Source organism: Metabacillus sp. Hm71 (genome assembly GCF_051842955.2).
Lineage (GTDB): Bacteria > Bacillota > Bacilli > Bacillales > Bacillaceae > Metabacillus.
In genome coordinates this window covers 1,979,811-1,997,770 of record NZ_CM200278.1, presented here as the reverse complement: position 1 = coordinate 1,997,770, position 17,960 = coordinate 1,979,811, and the positions used below count along the sequence as shown (strand labels likewise).

Here is a 17,960-nt window from a genome sequence, read left to right as displayed (position 1 = left end):
AATCAATTATGGTTCTATAGATCTATTCAATAGGCCTTCTGGTTCTAAAAGTCTTTATTCAATGGAAAAAGACCACACACTTTGTGTATGGTCTTCTATAGTAACAAGGGATATCATTTTTTAGTTTTCTTTTATTATTCAGGTTCTTCCAAAACCCGTTTAATTCGTTCTAATGCCCAAGCTATCTCCTCTTCCGTAATGATAAGAGGCGGCGCAAAACGAATAACATTTTCATGTGTTTCTTTACATAATAACCCGTTTTCCTTAAGCTTTTCACAGTATGGTCTTGCAGCTTCTGTCAGCTTAACACCAATAAATAACCCTCTTCCTCTAATCTCTTTTATTTTTGGATTCTTGATTTCTTTTAAATTGTTTAATAATAACTTACCTAATTTATATGAACGCTCCACAAGTTTTTCTTCTTCAATAACGTCGAGTGCAGCGATCGATACGGCACATGCAAGCGGGTTTCCCCCAAATGTTGAGCCATGTGAACCAGGATTAAACACATTTAAAATGTCACGATTTGCTGCCACACAAGAGATTGGGAACACACCACCGCCAAGGGCTTTTCCTAAGATATACATATCAGGAACAACATCTTCCCAATCACAGGCAAACATCTTTCCAGTACGGCCAAGTCCCGCTTGAATTTCATCTGCAACAAAGAGAACATGATTGCTTTTACACAACTCAAACGCTTCTTTCAAAAATCCTTTCGGCGGCAACAAAATCCCGGCTTCTCCTTGGATCGGTTCAATAAGAAATCCACTTGTACTCGGTGTAATGGCTGCTTTTAAAGCATCAATATCTCCATATGGAATCAATTTGATGCCTGGCAGCATAGGGCCAAAGTTTTTCCGGTACTCCTGATCAGATGATAGGGAGACTGCTGCCATCGTACGGCCGTGGAAATTGCCTGTACATGCAATAATTTCTGCTTGATTGTCAGGAATTCCCTTTACCTGGTAGCCCCAGCGTCTCATTGCTTTTATTGCGGTTTCAACTGCTTCAGCTCCTGTATTCATTGGCAATGCCATTGCTTTTTTAGTTATTGTTGTAATTTTTTCGTACCATGGTCCTAATTGATCATTATGAAATGCTCTTGATGTAAGGGTTACCCGATCTGCTTGATCCTTCAGGGCCTGAATGATTTTTGGATGGCGATGTCCTTGGTTGACAGCTGAATAAGCACTTAACATATCCATGTAACGAGTGCCTTCTGGATCCTCTACCCAGACACCTTCTGCTTTGGTTATAACGATTGGAAGCGGATTATAGTTATTTGCACCATATTTTTCTGTTTGGGTAATAATGCTTACTGTTTTATTCTTCATCCAGCTATCTCCTCCTTATTGTTATTAATCACGAAACAAGCAGTAAACCTCCCACAAAATAAGAGCCTCATTATAATAATTTTTCTCCTAATAATGAGCCCATTAATGCAACTGCAACAGAGGCTGTTTTGTTTCTTTCATCCAAAATCGGGTTCACCTCTACAAATTCAGCTGAGGTAATGATTTTAGATTCCTCTAAAATCTCCATTGCCAGATGGCTTTCCCGGTAACTAATTCCGCCTATGACAGGTGTACCCACTCCTGGAGCATCACTTGGATCAAGCCCATCTAAATCTAAAGAGAGATGAACGCCGTCCGTCTTACCCTTTAAATAGGCAACCGTTTCTTCCATTACTTTTGTCATCCCGAGTCGGTCAATTTCATGCATTGTATACACTCTGATGCCTTTCTCACGGATCAACTCTTTTTCCCCATCATCTAAAGACCGTGCACCGATAATGACAATATTTTCAGGCTTTACTTTTGGAGAATAGTTTGCAATAGCTGTTAATGCCGGGTGACCAAGCCCTAAGCTTACAGCTAACGGCATTCCATGAATATTCCCCGATGGCGAGGTTTCAGCCGTATTTAAATCACCATGTGCGTCATACCAGATCACTCCAAGGTTTTGATAATGCTTTGAAACCCCAGCCAATGTCCCGATTGCAATGCTATGATCGCCTCCTAGAATAAGAGGAAAGGATCCAGCCTCGACAACATGATCTACAGCAGCAGCAAGCTCCTCACTCGCTTTTGTTACCGCTTCCAAATATTTTAAATTCCCCTCAGAATCCACTTCATTTTTACCAGGTCTGCCAATCTCTATATCTCCTTTATCATGAATCTCATAATTTAGCTTTTCCAGCCTTTCGATAACTCCAGCATACCTCATAGCACTTGGCCCCATATCTACCCCTCGTCTTGATTGTCCTAAATCCATTGGTACACCAATAATCGAAATATGCTTTTTCATCATTTTGATTCTCCCCCTTTGCTGATGCCACAATTGTATCTTACGATTAAAGGATGACTCAACTGAACATATTTACGTATAAATATTCATAGTTATTCAGAAAATAATTTATTGGAATAATAATATCCTTTTTTCGAAACCAAGTATAAAAAATGATTAACAGATCAATAACTTCATTTTTTACTTTTTCATTATAATTTAACTCCAACAAAAAACTAGTTACCTTTTTTTTATTTTAAAAATTTTTTTAGAATAAAATATATCTTATTAAATAAGTAACTATACTTTTGTAAATATATCGCTTTTTGTAATTAAATAATCTTTCACAATTATATTATTTGAAATAATTTGGTATAATATCAATTAAACAAGGAGTGATACTACATGAATAAATCGCTAATTTGTCCAAGGTTTGAAAAGGCAATGGGCATTTTAAGCCAGAGATGGACTGGACTTGTTATTTATCAATTGCTTAACGGCCCCCAGCGATTTTCAGAAATTGAAGCTGCAATTGGGATTACAGGGAGAGTTCTTTCAGATAGATTAAAGGATCTTGAAACTCAAAACATCGTTAAAAGGGAAGTTTATCCAGAAACACCGGTTCGCATCGAATATTCTCTAACCGAGAAAGGGTTATCATTAGAACCGCTCTTACGGGATATTGAAAAATGGTCACAAACCTGGCTGGAAGTAGAAGAAGTTGAAAATAAGGAATAGCAAAGAGGCTGTCTCGGAATGAAAGGGATAGCCCTCCAACACATATTGTGCTGGAGGGGTAAGTAATCCTTTTGAGTCAGCCTCTTACTCATTTCCTACCTTTGATATTGCACGCGATGAAGGTTTGCAAAAATACCATTTTGTTCGATTAAATCATCGTGTTTTCCTTCTTCAGCAATCCCGTTTTCGGTTACGACAACAATCCGGTCTGCATTACGGATCGTAGCCAATCGATGGGCAATCACGAGTGTTGTACGGTTTTTAGAAAGCTCTGTTAATGCCTTTTGAATAATCAATTCTGTCTCCGTATCCAATGCAGAGGTCGCTTCATCCAAGATAAGGATCGGAGGATTTTTTAAGAACATTCTTGCAATAGCTATTCTTTGTTTTTGACCGCCGGACAGCTTTAAACCTCTTTCCCCAATCTGTGTCTCATAACCAAATGGAAGTGAATCTATGAAACTCTCTAAATGTGCCCGTTTTGCCGCTGCTTCTATTTCTTCTTGTGTCGCATCTAATTTGCCATAGGCAATATTTTCTCTTAATGTTCCCGTAAATAAAAACACATCCTGCTGTACGATGCCAATTTGCGAACGAAGAGATTGCTTTGACATATTGCGAATATCGATCCCATCAATTTTAATCGAACCTTCATCCACATCATAAAATCGAGGGATAAGTGAGCATATCGTTGTTTTCCCCGCACCAGAAGGGCCAACAAATGCAACCGTTTCCCCTGCCTTGATGGAAAGATCAATCCCTTCAAGCACTCGTTTATGCTCATCATAACCGAAGGTCACACCGTCAAATTCAATATCTCCGCGAAGTTCAGCCACTTCAACAGCATCCTTTACATCCACAACATCTGGGTCCGTATCCATCAGCTCTGTAAATCGCTTGAAGCCAGCCATTCCTTTTGGATACAGCTCCATTAATGCACTAATTTTATCGATTGGTTTAAACAGAACATTTATATAAAGAACAAATCCAACAAGCTCCCCATAGGAAAGCTGATTGTTATAGCTTAACCATGCTCCGACAACAAGAACCGCCAGTGTTACAAAACGAGTCATCATGTAAATACCTGACAGGCTAAAGGACATGACCTTATATCCACCAAGCTTTGCTTTCCGAAATTTTTGATTGTTTGTCTGAAATCTGTTATTTTCAAACTTCTCATTTGTAAACGACTGGACAACACGTACACCTGAAACACTATCCTCTACCCTTGCATTCACATCAGCAATTTCACTATACATTCTCTTCCAGGCTTTATTCATTTTCAAATTGCTAACGACGATCAGCCAACCGAGAAATGGCAAGATGATTAATGCCACTAATGCCAGTTTTGCATTAATCGAAAACATGATCCAAAACGCACCGATAAACGTCATAAACGATATAAATAAATCTTCAGGCCCATGATGCGCAAGCTCACCAATATCCATAAGATCATTAGTTATTCGGCTCATGATATTTCCGGTTTTTGTATTATCAAAAAACTTAAATGATTGCTTCTGAACATGCTGAAACAGCTGCCTTCTCATATCTGTCTCAATATTAATTCCAAGCATATGTCCCCAATAGTTGACGATAAATTGTAAAAATGTTGATAAAACATAAAGCAGCAGCAACCCAATACTTACAGATACGATTGCAGACCAATTTTCACTTGGCAGCAGGGAATCAATAAACCATTGGACAGCAAGCGGAAAGGCCAGTTCCAGAACTGCTACAACGATGGCACTGCTAAAATCAATGATAAAAAGCTTTTTATGTGGTATGTAATAGGAAAAAAATCGCCTTAGCATCTTTGTTTCTCCTTTTTGTTATTTAGACTTTGTTAAACCTACTTCTGGTTTTTTTCAATACAAGCATCATCGTGGTAAAAACAACAATGGGTTTAACATAGCTTTTATTTTAATACTATTATATTCGCATTACGAAATAAAATATAGATGAAAATGTTGTTGATTTTTTATTACAAACGATATAATGAAAGGTATCGAATAGGAAAGGAGCAAATATCTTGTCAAAACTAATCGGTTATATTGGTACATACACAAAAGGAGATAGTAAAGGCGTTTACAGTTTTACACTTGATACTGACAATGCCAAGATTGGAGAGGTGAAAGCTGTTGCTGAATTGGATAACCCAACTTATGTAAACATTAGTCAAGATAACAGTACGCTTTATGCAGTTGTAAAAGAAGGTGCTAATGGAGGTGTAGCTTCCTTTACAATAAACCATGAAACTGGTGATTTAACAAAGCTGAATCAGCAAGTACTTGAAGGTGCTTCACCTTGCCATGTAAGTGTTGACAGTCAAAACCGTCAAGTTGTTACAGCGAACTACCACAAAGGAACCGTTGAATCTTACTTAGTAAATGCAGACGGCACCATTAATCCTGCTGCAGCGATTATTGAACATAACGGAAATGGCCCGCATGAACGACAAGAAAAACCGCACACACATTTTTCAGGATTTACTCTAGATGAAAAATATGTTGTTGCTGTTGATTTAGGAATTGATAAAGTCATTACATACAAACATTCAAATGGAAAATTGGAGGAGGCGCACAGCTTATTAGTAAAAGCGGGCAGCGGTCCAAGACATATTTCCTTCCATCCTAATGGAAAGTTTGCCTATGTGATGACAGAGCTTAGTAATGAGGTTATTGCGTTAAGCTATAATAGTGAGAATGGAATTTTTACTGAGCTGCAATACGTACCAACGATCCCAGCTGATTTCACAGAAAACAGCCAAGGAAGTGCTATTCATATCTCGTCTGACGGACGTTTCGTTTATGCAGGTAATCGCGGTCATGACAGCATAGCCGTCTTCAGTGTGAATCAAGATAATGGAGAGCTTAGCTTTGTTGAATACACATCAACAGAAGGCAGCTGGCCGCGTGACTTCGCAATCGATCCAACAGGAAAATTCGTTGTTGTGTCTAATCAAGAAAGCTCAAATCTTGTCTTATTCTCTAGAGATTCCGATACAGGCAAGCTAACATTGCTACAATCCGATATTACTGTGCCCGATCCTGTTTGTGTGAAGTTTTTAAATAATCATGAAGGAATAATTTCTTAAAAAATAAGAAAAGTGCAAGCGCCTTGATCAGCCTAGGGCAAATAAGACGCTCATGAATAGAAGGCGTTCTTTGCCTTCAATTCATGAGGGGCTAGACCCTAGAGGGGCTAGGCGCTAGAGCTAGACACTAAAACTAAGTACAAAATTTTATACTCCCTCTATAAAGCAAGGCGCTAAGCATTCGGCGACAAGCATAAGGCGAACAGGAATAGAAGGTGTTCTTTACCTTCAATTCCTGTTTGACTAGACCCTAGAGGCAGTTAAAAACTATGGCGGCCTTATCTCTTAACTGCACTTGCACGTCCTGTGCTTCGCCGATGGCGCCTGGATCTAGATTCAGAAACGCAAGCTATGTTAAGAAAATATATAAATTCTGCTGATATTACAAAAAAGGGGCTGCCTAAAATCAAAGGCTAGCCCCTCTATTATGAACCAAACATGCTTTTTAAAGGAATCAGTCCCATTGAGACAGATCCCTTGATAGTTTCCTATTTCTATTTATTGATTTCCCTTTTTCACCCATTCAGCAACAGTTACTGTTCGTTTCGCCTGATGTTTTACAGCAGCCTCAACATCTTCAACCATTTTTCCGTTTTGGTCAACTGTAACACTTGTTCCATATGGATTTCCGCCAGCACCAAACGTAACAGGATCGGTGTAACCAGGTGCTGCTACAATCGCACCCCAATGGTACATGGTTGTGTATAAAGATAAAATGGTAGCCTCTTGCCCGCCATGAGAGTTTTGTGCTGAAGACATCGCGCTTACTACTTTGTTTACAAGCTTTCCGTTAAACCATAAGCCTCCTGTTGTATCTAAAAATGATTTCATTTGTGAAGGCATATTTCCAAATCTAGTAGGTACACTAAAGATAATTGCATCTGCCCATTCTAAGTCACCTAACGTCACTTCAGGGACATTGCTTGTCGCATCTACATGTGCTTTCCAGGCTGGATTTGATTCAATTGCTGATTGTGGTGCTGTCTCAGGTACTTTTAATACTTTTACTTCTGCACCTGCTTCTTTTGCACCAGCTTCTGCCCATTGCGCTAATTGATAGTTTGTTCCTGAAGAACTGTAGTAAATTACTGCTAATTTTACATTTGCCATTTGATTCGACTCCTTATCATTTGTTTTTTTCCCGAATAATTTGTCCAAAAATCCCATAATTTCACCTCTTAATATCTTTCTAACGTAATGAGCTTCACCCCCTTAATGGCGGTCAAATTTTTTAATAATCGTCCTGTCCTATTATTTGTCTTTCTTGATAAATACAACCATGCCTACTTCTATCTATCCCCTAATCATTTTCTGGTAAACCCATTACGCGCAATTAAATAATTTTTAATTCGAGATATATCACCAAATCTTGACCTCATATATTCTTAATTCGAGATAATTGTACGATAGATTAATATGTGTGTCAACTCCTTAATTATTTATAATTAACGGGGTCCTAATTTTTAATTCTTCAGTAGATTCAGGTACCCCTCTTTTGTTATTACTAAAATTGCTAAAAGATTTGTTATACAATGTTATCTGTTTCTTCACTGATATTGTTGCATTCTTCACAAATTCCATACACATCATATTTCACTTCATCATGTTCCTCAATCTTTCCGCAAACTTCACATATTTTAAATACCATTTTATTCACCTCAGATCTTTTTCATTGTTTTTCCCTATGTATTGAAATTGTTTTCATTGTTTCCACTTAAAAGCACTCCTAAACCTTTTGTTCATCAACCTTTTTAATACCTTGGAAATATAACATGACAAAAATAAAAAGGATAAACCTCATGAATGAGATTTATCCGCGCTAGTTCAATAAAAACGACTATTCAACTAACTTTGCAAGTTGGAATAGTCGTTTAATCCTCATACGTCCATTAAATTTCGTTTTAAATTTTCCTTACCCTTTATTTGCTCCAGCCTTTAGTCCCTCAGTTAGATGGTCCTGAAAAAGAAAAAACAAAATGGTAATGGGTACAGCTACTAAAACGGCACCGGCAGCAAAGTTGGTAAATTCTGAGTTCCCACGCCCCGTTACCATCTCGAAAAGACCAACTGCTAAGGTCTTCTTTTCACTAGATCGCAAAACAAGCTGCGCAAAGATAAAGTCCATCCAAGGTCCAATAAAGTTTGTCACCGCTATAAAGACTAAAACCGGTTTTGATAACGGCATCATGATTTTATAAAAAATCTTCATATGACTTGCCCCGTCAATTTTTGCAGCTTCTTCAAGGCTTTTCGGAATTCCGTCAAAATATCCCTTAACAAGCCAAGCTCCAAATGGAATTGATCCTCCCGCATAAACTAAAATGAGTCCCCAATGATTGTCTAATAGATTTAATTGCAACAATAAGATATAGATTGCAATCATTCCCATAAAACCGGGGAACATTTGCAAAACAAGCATTGTCATTAAACCTTGTTTTCTCCCTGGAAAACGAAACCTGGAAAAAGCATATGCAGCCGTAACAACTAAAAAAGTAGAAAAGATCATATTCCAAAACGCAATTTTTAGTGTATTTTTATACCATAATAAATAATCCGTTTCTTTAAATAAATATTCATAATGTGCAAAGGATAGTGTGTCTGGAATAATTCTTGTCGAGAATAAAGAATCTCCCGGATTTAAAGAGCCAGTAATAATCCAAATGACAGGATACAGGATTAATAGTGTTGTAATGATTAAAATCGTATAGATTAATATTTGACTGATTTTCTCTCTTAAACGAAGTCCCATCATGACATCATATCCTCCTCTTTAAAGGCTCTTGTTCTTCTAAAATTAATAATTGAGAATGTTGCAATCACAATAAAGATTAAAATTGAGATCACTGATGCTACCGCAAATTGATTATTATCAAGTGTAAGCTTATAAATCCAGCTGATAAGGATATCTGTGGACCCAGCATACGTATAATCCATATTGACAGGTCCGCCTTCTGTCATTAAGTAAATAATATTAAAATTATTGAAGTTTCCGGCAAACGACATGATTGCAAGCGGTGCTGTAGCAAACATAATTAATGGCATGGTGATTTTCCAAAATCTTTGCCCCGGTGTTGCACCATCAACTTCCGCTGCTTCATATACTTCTTTATCAATACTTGTTAATACACCGCTCATTAATACCATCCAAAATGGAAAACCAAACCACATGTTGACCACTACGAGTGTAAATTTTGCCCAAAATGGATCTGAAAGCCATGGGATGGCATTTTCAATAATCCCTAATTCAATTAAGTAGCGGTTTATTGGGCCAAATTCACCATTGAAGATATTTCTCATAATTAAAATCGAAACAAATTGCGGAATGGCCCATGGCAAAATAAAGATACTTCGCCAAAACTTTTTAAATTTAACGCCCTTTTGATTTAATAAAACCGCAAAGATCAGCCCTAAGAAAAAGGTCGTTATTGTTGAAAGAACAGCCCATATGACTGTCCAAGAAAAGACACCGTAAAATGTAGAGCTCCATGTTTTCATTTGGAAAAGTTGAATAAAAGTATCAAATCCCACCCAATCTACTAAATGTTTTGGAGGCAGATGATTTGGTGCTGAATAATTCGTAAAAGCAATTAAAACACCAAACAACAATGGTAGAATAGTCAAAAAAGATGTAAACAGGACCGAGGGTGTTAATAAAAGATAAGGGAAGCCATTTTCCCAAATGTTTTTAACCATTTCCTTAGCATTATTCGGCTTTATCCCTTTTTCACTTTTAACAGCAACCTTGTAGGCATCACGAATATTTAAATAATAGAACCATAAGAAAAGCAAAAAGGAAATCAAAAATAAAATCCCTTCAATCATCAAGAAGATCGAATGGTCTCCTTGGATAATTTTAAATCCATCCCGAGATTGCGGTGTGTCCCCTAATGTTGTAAGTCCCCACATTGCCCATTGAAAAGGGACTGTCCAAAAAATAAGAAGGTATAATTCCAAAGCTAAAAAACAAATCCCTTTGACATATTGTCGATTTAACAGTTGGCCAAGACCCATAAATAAAATCGACAGTAAAGCAGCTAGTCTAGGCTTTGTTATGAAAGAATGTTTAGGTGGCGTTGGTAAAGTTGAAGATTTATTTGTTTGATTGGCAGTATTTTTTTGTAGATTAGTTTGATCATATTTTTGATCACGCACTACTGAACTCATCATATCACCTTCCTTTTGATCATATGAGCTAATACCTATTAAGGTATCAGCTCATTTTATTTACTTATTACTTTGTTTGCGATTCAATTGCTTCTTTTATTTGCTGTACTCCTTTATCAAGTGCAGCCTGCGGTTCGGAAGCCTTATTCCAAATAGCTGTATAGGCGACTTCCATCCCGCCCCATACCGGCTGCATTTCCGTGATATTAGGCATTGGAATGGAGTGTTGTGCCTGCTCTAGGAAGGCAACGTTTATTTCATCCGCTTTTATTTTTTCATTTTCAAGCAGAGCCTTGGACGGCGGCAGCTGACCTGTCATTTCATAACGCTTTAAAAGCATTTCATCACTTGTCGCAAATTTGGCTAATAATGTTGCAGCCTGCGGATATTTACTATAAGCGTTTACATAATAACCCTTAGTTCCTGTAAATGATTGTGGAATCTCTCCATTTTCAAGCTTTGGCAAAGTTGCTACTCCAAAATTTACACCAGCCTCCTGATGTCCTTTCACTGCCCATGGACCTGAAAAATAATATAAAAGCTTGCCTTCGTTAAAGTGAGAAGTGATGACATCAGCAGTAATATCCTCTTTTTTCATTGGCAGAATTTCATCACGGATGCGCTCCATTAAGTTTGCAGCTTTTAAAGAACCTTCCTTGTTTAATCCAATGTCATCTGGATTTGTATTGTTATCTCCGAAAATATAATCACCAAACCCTCCGACGAAACCGTGAATTAAGTAGAAATTCCCCGGCTCAATCATGAAGCCGTATGACCCTGGATTTTTTTCCATGAATGCTTTGGATTGTTCAATTAGCTCTTCCATTGTTTCAGCAGGTTCAAAACCCATCTTTTCTAATAAATCTTTATTATAATAAAGTGCAACCCCTTCAATGTTCAGGGGAAATCCATATGTTTTTAATTCTTCATTATCTTTTGCAGATACCGCTGTAATCGAAGCTTCCATAAAGCGTTCTTTATATTCTTGAGAATAATAATTATCATAAATTAATCCAGAGGCAACCATTGACCCGACATGATCATGTGCTGCGTTAAATACGTCTGCTCCTATTCCAGCAGGACCATCTGTTTTAAGCTTCCCGGGTGCTTCTGTGTGACTTACTGTTTCATATTTAACAGGAACCCCATACTCCTCAGTGAATTTTTCAGCTACATATTTTGCCCACTCACCCTCTTGATCACCGTTATCCCACAAAACAAGCTCAGCACCTTCTTCAGGTACAATTTCTTCTGCTGAAGCCTCTGTTTTACTTCCTCCAGTTGGTTCATTCGCTGTTTCTCCTGCTGGATTGGATCCTGGCTTGTTACATGCAGTTAATACAAAAATCAACATGGCTAGTATGGATAGATTCAATACCTTTTTCAACATGACCCCACCTTTTTAATTGATTAATTTATCTCAATGATCCTTTGGCTTTTTACCAAATTCACAATTGAAACCAATAGTTAAGCAAACGATTGCAATAAAGCTTTAATCTAAAAATACAAATTCAAACTTTAAAACCAAGGAGTTTTTAATTCCTAATTCAATAATTTAGAAGAATTATCACTTGCCAACATTATATTAAGACAAACGTTTGCGCAAAATAAAATAAATACCTCCTATTAACTGATAACAACAATATTTCCACCGAAATTCATCATATGTAATATAAAATTTTTCCCATAAAATGATTATTTCAATTTACCAATATGAGAAAACGGTTTCACAAGATCATGCTATCATTCTATTTTTCTTTCTTTTATTTGTCAAATACTTTTTCATATTTTTTAAAAGTTTTTAAGGAGGTTTGCATTTATTTCCTCCTGAAATTGACAAAAATGAAAGAAACTAATGGGAACATGTATTATTTTATGGTCGATTTTTTGCAAAAATAGTCGGATATATCTATTTATTCTAATTTAAATTCCTGTTAAAGTTCATATTACGTGCAAACGATTGCAAAGGTAGGAAGGAGAATGAATTTGCTTAAAGAAGCCATTTATCACAGACCTAAAAATAATTTTGCTTATGCGTATGACAAAGAAACATTGCATATTCGACTAAGAGCCAAAAAGGCAGACCTGAAAAAAGTATATTTACTTTACGGCGATCCATACAAATGGACAAAGGATGGATGGATAAACTTTTCGAAGCCTATGACATTAGAGGGATCGGATGAACTTTTTGATTATTGGTTTGCAGAAGTCAAACCTGAATTCCGCCGATTGCGATACGGCTTTGAACTCATTTCAGATCATGACTCAATTTTTTTTGGCGAAAGAGGTTTTGCTGAAGAAGATCCGCGTGACACAAGCTTTTATTTTTGCTTCCCATTTTTAAATGCTATTGATGTTTTTAACGCACCTGACTGGGTGAAGGATACTGTTTGGTACCAAATTTTTCCCGAACGGTTTGCGAATGGAAATCCTAAATTAAATCCACCAGGGACCATTCCTTGGGGAAGTGCTGATCCAAAAGCAGATACTTACTTTGGCGGTGACTTTGAAGGGATTATCAACAACATTGATTACTTAGTAAACTTGGGAATTTCCGGGATTTACTTCACACCAATTTTCAAGGCAAATACAAATCATAAATACGATACAATCGATTATATGGAGATTGATCCACAGTTCGGTGATAAAAAAACGTTTAAAAAACTCGTTGAAGTCTGCCATAGTAATGGTATTCGTGTTATGCTTGATGCTGTTTTTAATCATAGCGGCTTTTATTTCGAGGCATTTCAAGATGTACTTGAAAAACAAGAGAAATCTGCATTTAAAGATTGGTTTTACTTAAGAGAATTCCCTGTCCAATCCTTTCCAGAACCGAATTATGATACATTCGCCTTCACACATGTCATGCCAAAATTAAATACTGAACATCCTGAAGTTAAAAAATATCTTCTTGAAGTGGCAACATATTGGATTGAGGAATTTGATATTGATGGCTGGCGTCTTGATGTGGCTAATGAAGTAGATCATGAGTTCTGGAGAGAGTTTAGAAAAACAGTGAAAGCTGTAAAGCCAGACGTTTATATTCTTGGTGAAATCTGGCATGACTCGATGCCATGGCTTTTAGGAGACCAATTCGATGCTGTCATGAATTATCCTTTTACGAATGCATGCTTAGAATATTTCGCCAAAAATAACATAAACGCTGAAAATTTTGCACAGCAACTAACAAACGTTCTAACTTCCTATCCCAAGAATGTTAATGAAGTAGCATTTAATCTTTTAGGAAGCCATGATACTCCTAGAATTTTAACGATTTGTGATGAAGATCGCAATAAACTTAAGCTGTTGCTTTTATTCCAGCTGTCATTTATCGGAACTCCTTGTCTCTATTATGGGGATGAAATTGGTTTAACTGGAGAAAATGATCCTGGGTGCAGAAAATGCATGATTTGGGATAAAAATGAGCAAGATCGCGAGCTCTTTACTTTTGTGAAAAAATTAATTTTGTTGCGAAAAAAACATTCAGCATTCGGTAATAGTGGTAAGTTTACCTTCTTAGAAACGAATACCAATACAAATCATATTATTTATTCGAAACAATCGGCTGACGAAACCATTATCATTGTGATAAATAATTCGCAAAATAACATTCATGTTACGATTCCATTTGACTTTACAGGTAAAAATCCTGTTGATCTATGGAATAATGAGTCTCTAAAAGAAACGTCCAAGCTTGAACTTAAGCCAAAGGAATTTTCCATTATCCAAGTAAAGCAATGATTGGGAAAAGCAGTGGCGTCAGCTTTTTACCATTAAATAAATATGTATGATTAGGGAATACTACTAATCGGTGTATAACACCACAAAATTCAATGTGGAGGGATATACTTTGAAAATGCTTCTTATTCACTTAAGCCCGTCTTTAACATTTGCCGTTTTTCAATTTTTAAAACGATTACGTATGTTAACACACAAACTAAGTTGGCTGTTTAACGCTCCATCTTTTGCTAAGTGATTATTATTTTTAAAGGATTATCTAAATTCACATTGTAAGCTGCATAAAAGGCAGGCGCTTTATTCGCGCATGCCTTTTATCATGATTTTGCTAAATAATAGAGTTCTTGTTTGAACCAAATGGTTCGTTTGCTTGAATAAAGTATTCATATTCCGAAAAATGGTTTATTGTTTCTTGGTCATTTCCCCACACCCATTCATCCATACTGGATTGCGTTTGATGCGCTCGAAAACCATACAGCTTTTGTAAAAGATACTTTCGAATAGTAATTTTTGTAATCTGCTCTTGGGAGAAGCCGTAACTTCTAGGGTCTTGAGCAACATTTGACCAGCAAACATAAAACAGGTTTGCTTTTGAATTTTTCGTTTTATAGACAGTAAATGCTTCTTTCGTGGCACGTCCTATGGCACAATGATCCGGATGCCCCCCTAGTATTTCATGAAATGTAATGACCGCATCAGGCATAATCTCGGTCATTTGCACTAAAACCATTTGTTTGAGTGTTTCGAAAGGGTGAATTTCTAATAACTTATCACGAAGCCCTAAAAAGCGTAAATTGCTGATTTTTAACGCTTGGCAGGCATTGAATAATTCCTGCTCTCGAATGACAGGAAGACTTTCTCTCGTTGCAACCGGCGGATCGCCCATTCTTCTTCCCATTTCCCCTTTCGTTGCACATAAAAGCACAACACGGTGACCCTCACTTGCATATTTCGCCAACGTTCCGCCACAAATAAATGTTTCATCATCAGGATGTGCAAAAACCGATAAAATTGTGCCCATATGTAACCCCCTTCTATTAAAAGATCATCATATTGAAAAAGGAGAAGTGCTGATTTCAAGTGTCCTAGCCAAGCGGTTGACATGATCATAGCTGCTGATCACCACTAACTCTTCTGACACCATCATATGTGTTAAACCATCAACTTGGATTATTGATTTCTGCTGATCAAGCTCTAAATAAACCCTATAGGCTTGATTTCCTTTTACATGAACATCAAATAACGTCGCTTTTCCGTTACGAAAATAACCGCCGGGATTTATCTCATGATGCAGAAAGATCTTCCTCCCGGTCCATTGCCTGAGCTTCTCTAACAAGGCCTCTGAATTAATCGGTACCAATACCCCCACCACTATTCTATTAAATTTGGCATTTCAATTTAATCTTGCCTAAGATCCTGTTGATCAACATTAAATTCTATCAAATTCAAATCAGGGTCCATACAAAATATTTGCGCAAAACCACTAATACTATTTGGCTTTTCGACGATCTTTATTCCTAGACTTTTAAGGTGCTCCAATGTTTTCTCATAATTCTTTACACGGATCGCAAAATGACCATCCTTTGTATTTATTTCAGGGTGAGACCGTATTGTTGAAGACTCTTGCTGCACGATTAAATGAAGCTGTTGATTTCCCACCTGATACCAGGCACCAGGAAAATCAAAATCCGGACGCTCTAATTCTTGAAAACCTAACATGCTCCCATAAAAATGCTTTGCTTTTTCCAAATTCGTAACAGAGAGGCTTACATGGTGAATGCTTTCAACTTCGATCAATCTGAACAACTCCTTATTTACTTTAAGTAATTATTTTTAATAATAGTCAATTATAGCAAATGTAAACGCAAACATGTTATATAAACGATCATTAAGAGCAATAAAACAAGCCTCCGGAATTTGCTTAAATTCGATGGCTTAGGGAATATTTCATAGGTTATTATGTTACATTTGATTTTGGTTTATCTTTTTTTAATCAGCAGCGTATAACCAATATACAACGTAAAGTAAGCCAATGATCCACCAAGGTATTTTCCAAATATTTTCCTCGCATATCCGGTAAACATAAGGTTTGGATATTGGCGTAATAATGTATAGTAAATAAAAAATAAGACAACTCCACCACGCATTCCTAAGAGAATGGCAAGCCAGGCATCTTTTTGGGCACCTATTCCATAACTTATAACTAATGCAGTTCCCATATCAAATATAAACATTATGGAAAAAAGTTGAATAACGCTAATTTTAGCTTTCTCCATCCTTTAAAACCCTCCCCTTCTAGACATAAATTCAACCTAAAAAGGAAATTATCCGAATAATGACAGATTTCTTTATCAAGAATTTTTCATTAAAATTTCCCCTCTTAACAAATACTATTTACCATAAACAACAACTAGGAGGAAAAAACATGAAAGTGTTAGGAGTATTTTTACTCATTCTTTTACTATCTACATTACTTAGTTTAGCATTGGACCTTCTTTTAGGCTTTCCCTTCACCCAAGCAGCAACTCATTTACTAAACCCGTTTTGGGTCATGGATGCTGGAGAGTATGTTATGTTAATATTTTTTTTATTAATTACAATCAGTCAACAAATCTTTAACCTCATAAAAAATAAAACGAACAAACAAAAGGGTTCTAACTAACTTTGTTGAAAAGGTTACGGATTATGGTAATAAACAGCATTAATAACGGGATGATTAACATTAAAGGAATGTGCAGAGGAAACATTACCGTTTTTAGCCCCTCTTCAATATGCTCTGCAAAGTCTGTGGCAATTCCCATTGATAAAATGAGGAGAATGACCCCAGATGGAAACAGAATGGAATGATGATTTTTCAGCTGGAACAAATCGACCATCCCGATGACTGAGACATAAAAAAGGATCGAAATTTTAAAAAACATCGTAATCAGAAACGTAAAGACAACAAGAGCATCGAGCCGTTGGATAAACTCGAAAAGGTTTACCTTTCCAATAGTTGATAACAATGGAAACGTGGCTCTCTCCACTTGTTCAACACCAAGAACAGCGATATCTAAACTAGTCGTATAAGATAAGATAAGTCCGCTAGAGATTAAGGCAGTCACCCAAACTTTTTTCGATAATTCAGGCCGGTTTAGATAAGGAAGCAGCATGGTAAAGGCAATCATTTCTCCAAAAGGGAATAAAGTTGTTATCGGAAAGGCTGTTGTTAAGATTGGTTTCCATCCCTCTTCAAGAAACGGCTGTAAATGATGGAGATTAACATTACCTGATAAAAAGACCAAAAGATTCCCTGTTATTCCTAAACAAATCAGTATAACCATTAATACCTCGGCTGTTCTCCCTAATACTTCGATCCCTAGATAAAGGACATAACAAATGGTCAGAACCATCAAGATATTGAGCGCCAATAATGGTGTTTCTGTCAGGGTCGATGAAAGCAACAAATCCCCGAAGTCACGCAGATTTCTGGAGGCATCATACATAAAGTATACTGTGTATAACAATCCAATCACCCAGCCCAGGTACTTGCCGAATATTTTTCTCGCATATCCGGTAAGCGGAAGATTTGGATATTGGCGAAATAAAAAGTAGTAAATGAAAAACAAGGCGATTCCACCACACATCCCCAAAAGAATCGCCAGCCAGGCGTCTTTTTTAGCCGTGACACCATAACTTACGACAAGTGCACTTCCAAGTTCATATATAAGCATCATGGCAAAGAGTTGAATAACGCTAACCTTGGCTTTCTCCATCGTCTCGCATCCCCCTTTTTACTTCTAGTGCCCGGATTTTTAGTTCATTTAATAAATGTTTTTGACTGTATCATATTCAGAGGATATCTCTGTACGTCTAATCTAGTTATTTCTCCTATTCCTTTATAAAATTTATACTTATCCATTATTTAAAAAGGAAATTTGCTTATAACAGATAAGTC

17 protein-coding genes are annotated in these 17,960 nt (G+C 36.8%); 4 read left to right on the top strand and 13 right to left on the bottom strand.

Annotated features, from left to right (window positions below; translation table 11 throughout):
• Nucleotides 1–134 precede the first annotated feature (134 nt).
• The gene (locus ACSVDH_RS09400) at nt 135–1,337 is read right to left on the bottom strand and encodes an ornithine--oxo-acid transaminase (RefSeq protein ID WP_439249222.1); all 1,203 of its coding nucleotides are present in this window, start codon (nt 1,335–1,337) and stop codon (nt 135–137) included.
• 70 nt (nt 1,338–1,407) lie between these two features.
• Nucleotides 1,408–2,310 (bottom strand): arginase, encoded by a 903-nt coding sequence (rocF, locus tag ACSVDH_RS09395; protein WP_439249782.1) that lies wholly within the window; start codon nt 2,308–2,310, stop codon nt 1,408–1,410.
• A gap of 384 nt (nt 2,311–2,694) precedes the next feature.
• Between rocF and ACSVDH_RS09390 the strand changes: the two genes are divergently transcribed.
• Entirely contained in the window at nt 2,695–3,027 is a 333-nt protein-coding gene (locus ACSVDH_RS09390) for a winged helix-turn-helix transcriptional regulator (RefSeq protein ID WP_299089432.1), read from the top strand.
• A 95-nt stretch (nt 3,028–3,122) separates the two neighbouring features.
• On the opposite strand, the gene ACSVDH_RS09385 is transcribed toward ACSVDH_RS09390, so the two are convergent.
• Complete coding sequence (locus tag ACSVDH_RS09385) at nt 3,123–4,838, bottom strand: ABC transporter ATP-binding protein (protein ID WP_439249221.1); 1,716 nt, start codon at nt 4,836–4,838, stop codon at nt 3,123–3,125.
• Nucleotides 4,839–5,056: 218 nt separating this feature from the next.
• Here ACSVDH_RS09385 and ACSVDH_RS09380 point away from each other — a divergent pair, with 218 nt between their 5' ends.
• Nucleotides 5,057–6,121 (top strand): lactonase family protein, encoded by a 1,065-nt coding sequence (locus ACSVDH_RS09380; protein WP_439249220.1) that lies wholly within the window; start codon nt 5,057–5,059, stop codon nt 6,119–6,121.
• Between the two features lie 498 nt (nt 6,122–6,619).
• Here the strand turns inward: ACSVDH_RS09380 and wrbA are convergent, their stop codons facing one another.
• From wrbA to ACSVDH_RS09355, 5 genes are all read right to left on the bottom strand, one after another.
• Nucleotides 6,620–7,288, bottom strand: a complete 669-nt coding sequence (wrbA, locus tag ACSVDH_RS09375; protein WP_439249218.1) for an NAD(P)H:quinone oxidoreductase — start codon at nt 7,286–7,288, stop codon at nt 6,620–6,622.
• A 358-nt stretch (nt 7,289–7,646) separates the two neighbouring features.
• Nucleotides 7,647–7,769, bottom strand: coding sequence for a hypothetical protein (locus ACSVDH_RS09370; protein ID WP_439249217.1), 123 nt, complete (start codon nt 7,767–7,769; stop codon nt 7,647–7,649).
• Nucleotides 7,770–8,033: 264 nt separating this feature from the next.
• Nucleotides 8,034–8,870 (bottom strand): sugar ABC transporter permease, encoded by an 837-nt coding sequence (locus tag ACSVDH_RS09365; RefSeq protein WP_299094820.1) that lies wholly within the window; start codon nt 8,868–8,870, stop codon nt 8,034–8,036.
• Nucleotides 8,870–10,285, bottom strand: a complete 1,416-nt coding sequence (locus ACSVDH_RS09360) for a carbohydrate ABC transporter permease (RefSeq protein ID WP_439249216.1) — start codon at nt 10,283–10,285, stop codon at nt 8,870–8,872. The genes ACSVDH_RS09365 and ACSVDH_RS09360 overlap by 1 nt, the downstream gene beginning before the upstream one ends.
• 67 nt (nt 10,286–10,352) lie before the next feature.
• Entirely contained in the window at nt 10,353–11,675 is a 1,323-nt protein-coding gene (locus ACSVDH_RS09355) for a sugar ABC transporter substrate-binding protein (RefSeq protein ID WP_439249215.1), read from the bottom strand.
• Nucleotides 11,676–12,271: 596 nt separating this feature from the next.
• Here ACSVDH_RS09355 and ACSVDH_RS09350 point away from each other — a divergent pair.
• A complete protein-coding gene (locus tag ACSVDH_RS09350) occupies nt 12,272–14,026 on the top strand; it encodes an alpha-glycosidase (RefSeq protein ID WP_439249781.1) in 1,755 nt (584 codons plus the stop codon).
• A 325-nt stretch (nt 14,027–14,351) separates the two neighbouring features.
• On the opposite strand, the gene ACSVDH_RS09345 is transcribed toward ACSVDH_RS09350, so the two are convergent.
• From ACSVDH_RS09345 to ACSVDH_RS09330, 4 genes are all read right to left on the bottom strand, one after another.
• Nucleotides 14,352–15,044: a PIG-L family deacetylase gene (locus tag ACSVDH_RS09345; RefSeq protein WP_439249214.1), complete on the bottom strand. Its 693-nt coding sequence runs from the start codon at nt 15,042–15,044 to the stop codon at nt 14,352–14,354.
• Between the two features lie 27 nt (nt 15,045–15,071).
• Nucleotides 15,072–15,383: a DUF1806 family protein gene (locus ACSVDH_RS09340; protein ID WP_439249213.1), complete on the bottom strand. Its 312-nt coding sequence runs from the start codon at nt 15,381–15,383 to the stop codon at nt 15,072–15,074.
• A 38-nt stretch (nt 15,384–15,421) separates the two neighbouring features.
• Entirely contained in the window at nt 15,422–15,820 is a 399-nt protein-coding gene (locus ACSVDH_RS09335) for a VOC family protein (protein ID WP_439249212.1), read from the bottom strand.
• A 182-nt stretch (nt 15,821–16,002) separates the two neighbouring features.
• Nucleotides 16,003–16,299 (bottom strand): GerAB/ArcD/ProY family transporter, encoded by a 297-nt coding sequence (locus ACSVDH_RS09330; protein WP_439249211.1) that lies wholly within the window; start codon nt 16,297–16,299, stop codon nt 16,003–16,005.
• A 149-nt stretch (nt 16,300–16,448) separates the two neighbouring features.
• Here ACSVDH_RS09330 and ACSVDH_RS09325 point away from each other — a divergent pair, with 149 nt between their 5' ends.
• Complete coding sequence (locus tag ACSVDH_RS09325) at nt 16,449–16,685, top strand: YczF family membrane protein (RefSeq protein WP_439249210.1); 237 nt, start codon at nt 16,449–16,451, stop codon at nt 16,683–16,685.
• Here ACSVDH_RS09325 and ACSVDH_RS09320 read toward each other — a convergent pair.
• On the bottom strand, nt 16,678–17,778 hold the full coding sequence (locus tag ACSVDH_RS09320) for a GerAB/ArcD/ProY family transporter (protein ID WP_439249209.1): 1,101 nt from the start codon (nt 17,776–17,778) through the stop codon (nt 16,678–16,680). The two genes, ACSVDH_RS09325 and ACSVDH_RS09320, sit on opposite strands and share 8 nt — an antisense overlap.
• Between the last annotated feature and the right edge of the window lie 182 nt (nt 17,779–17,960).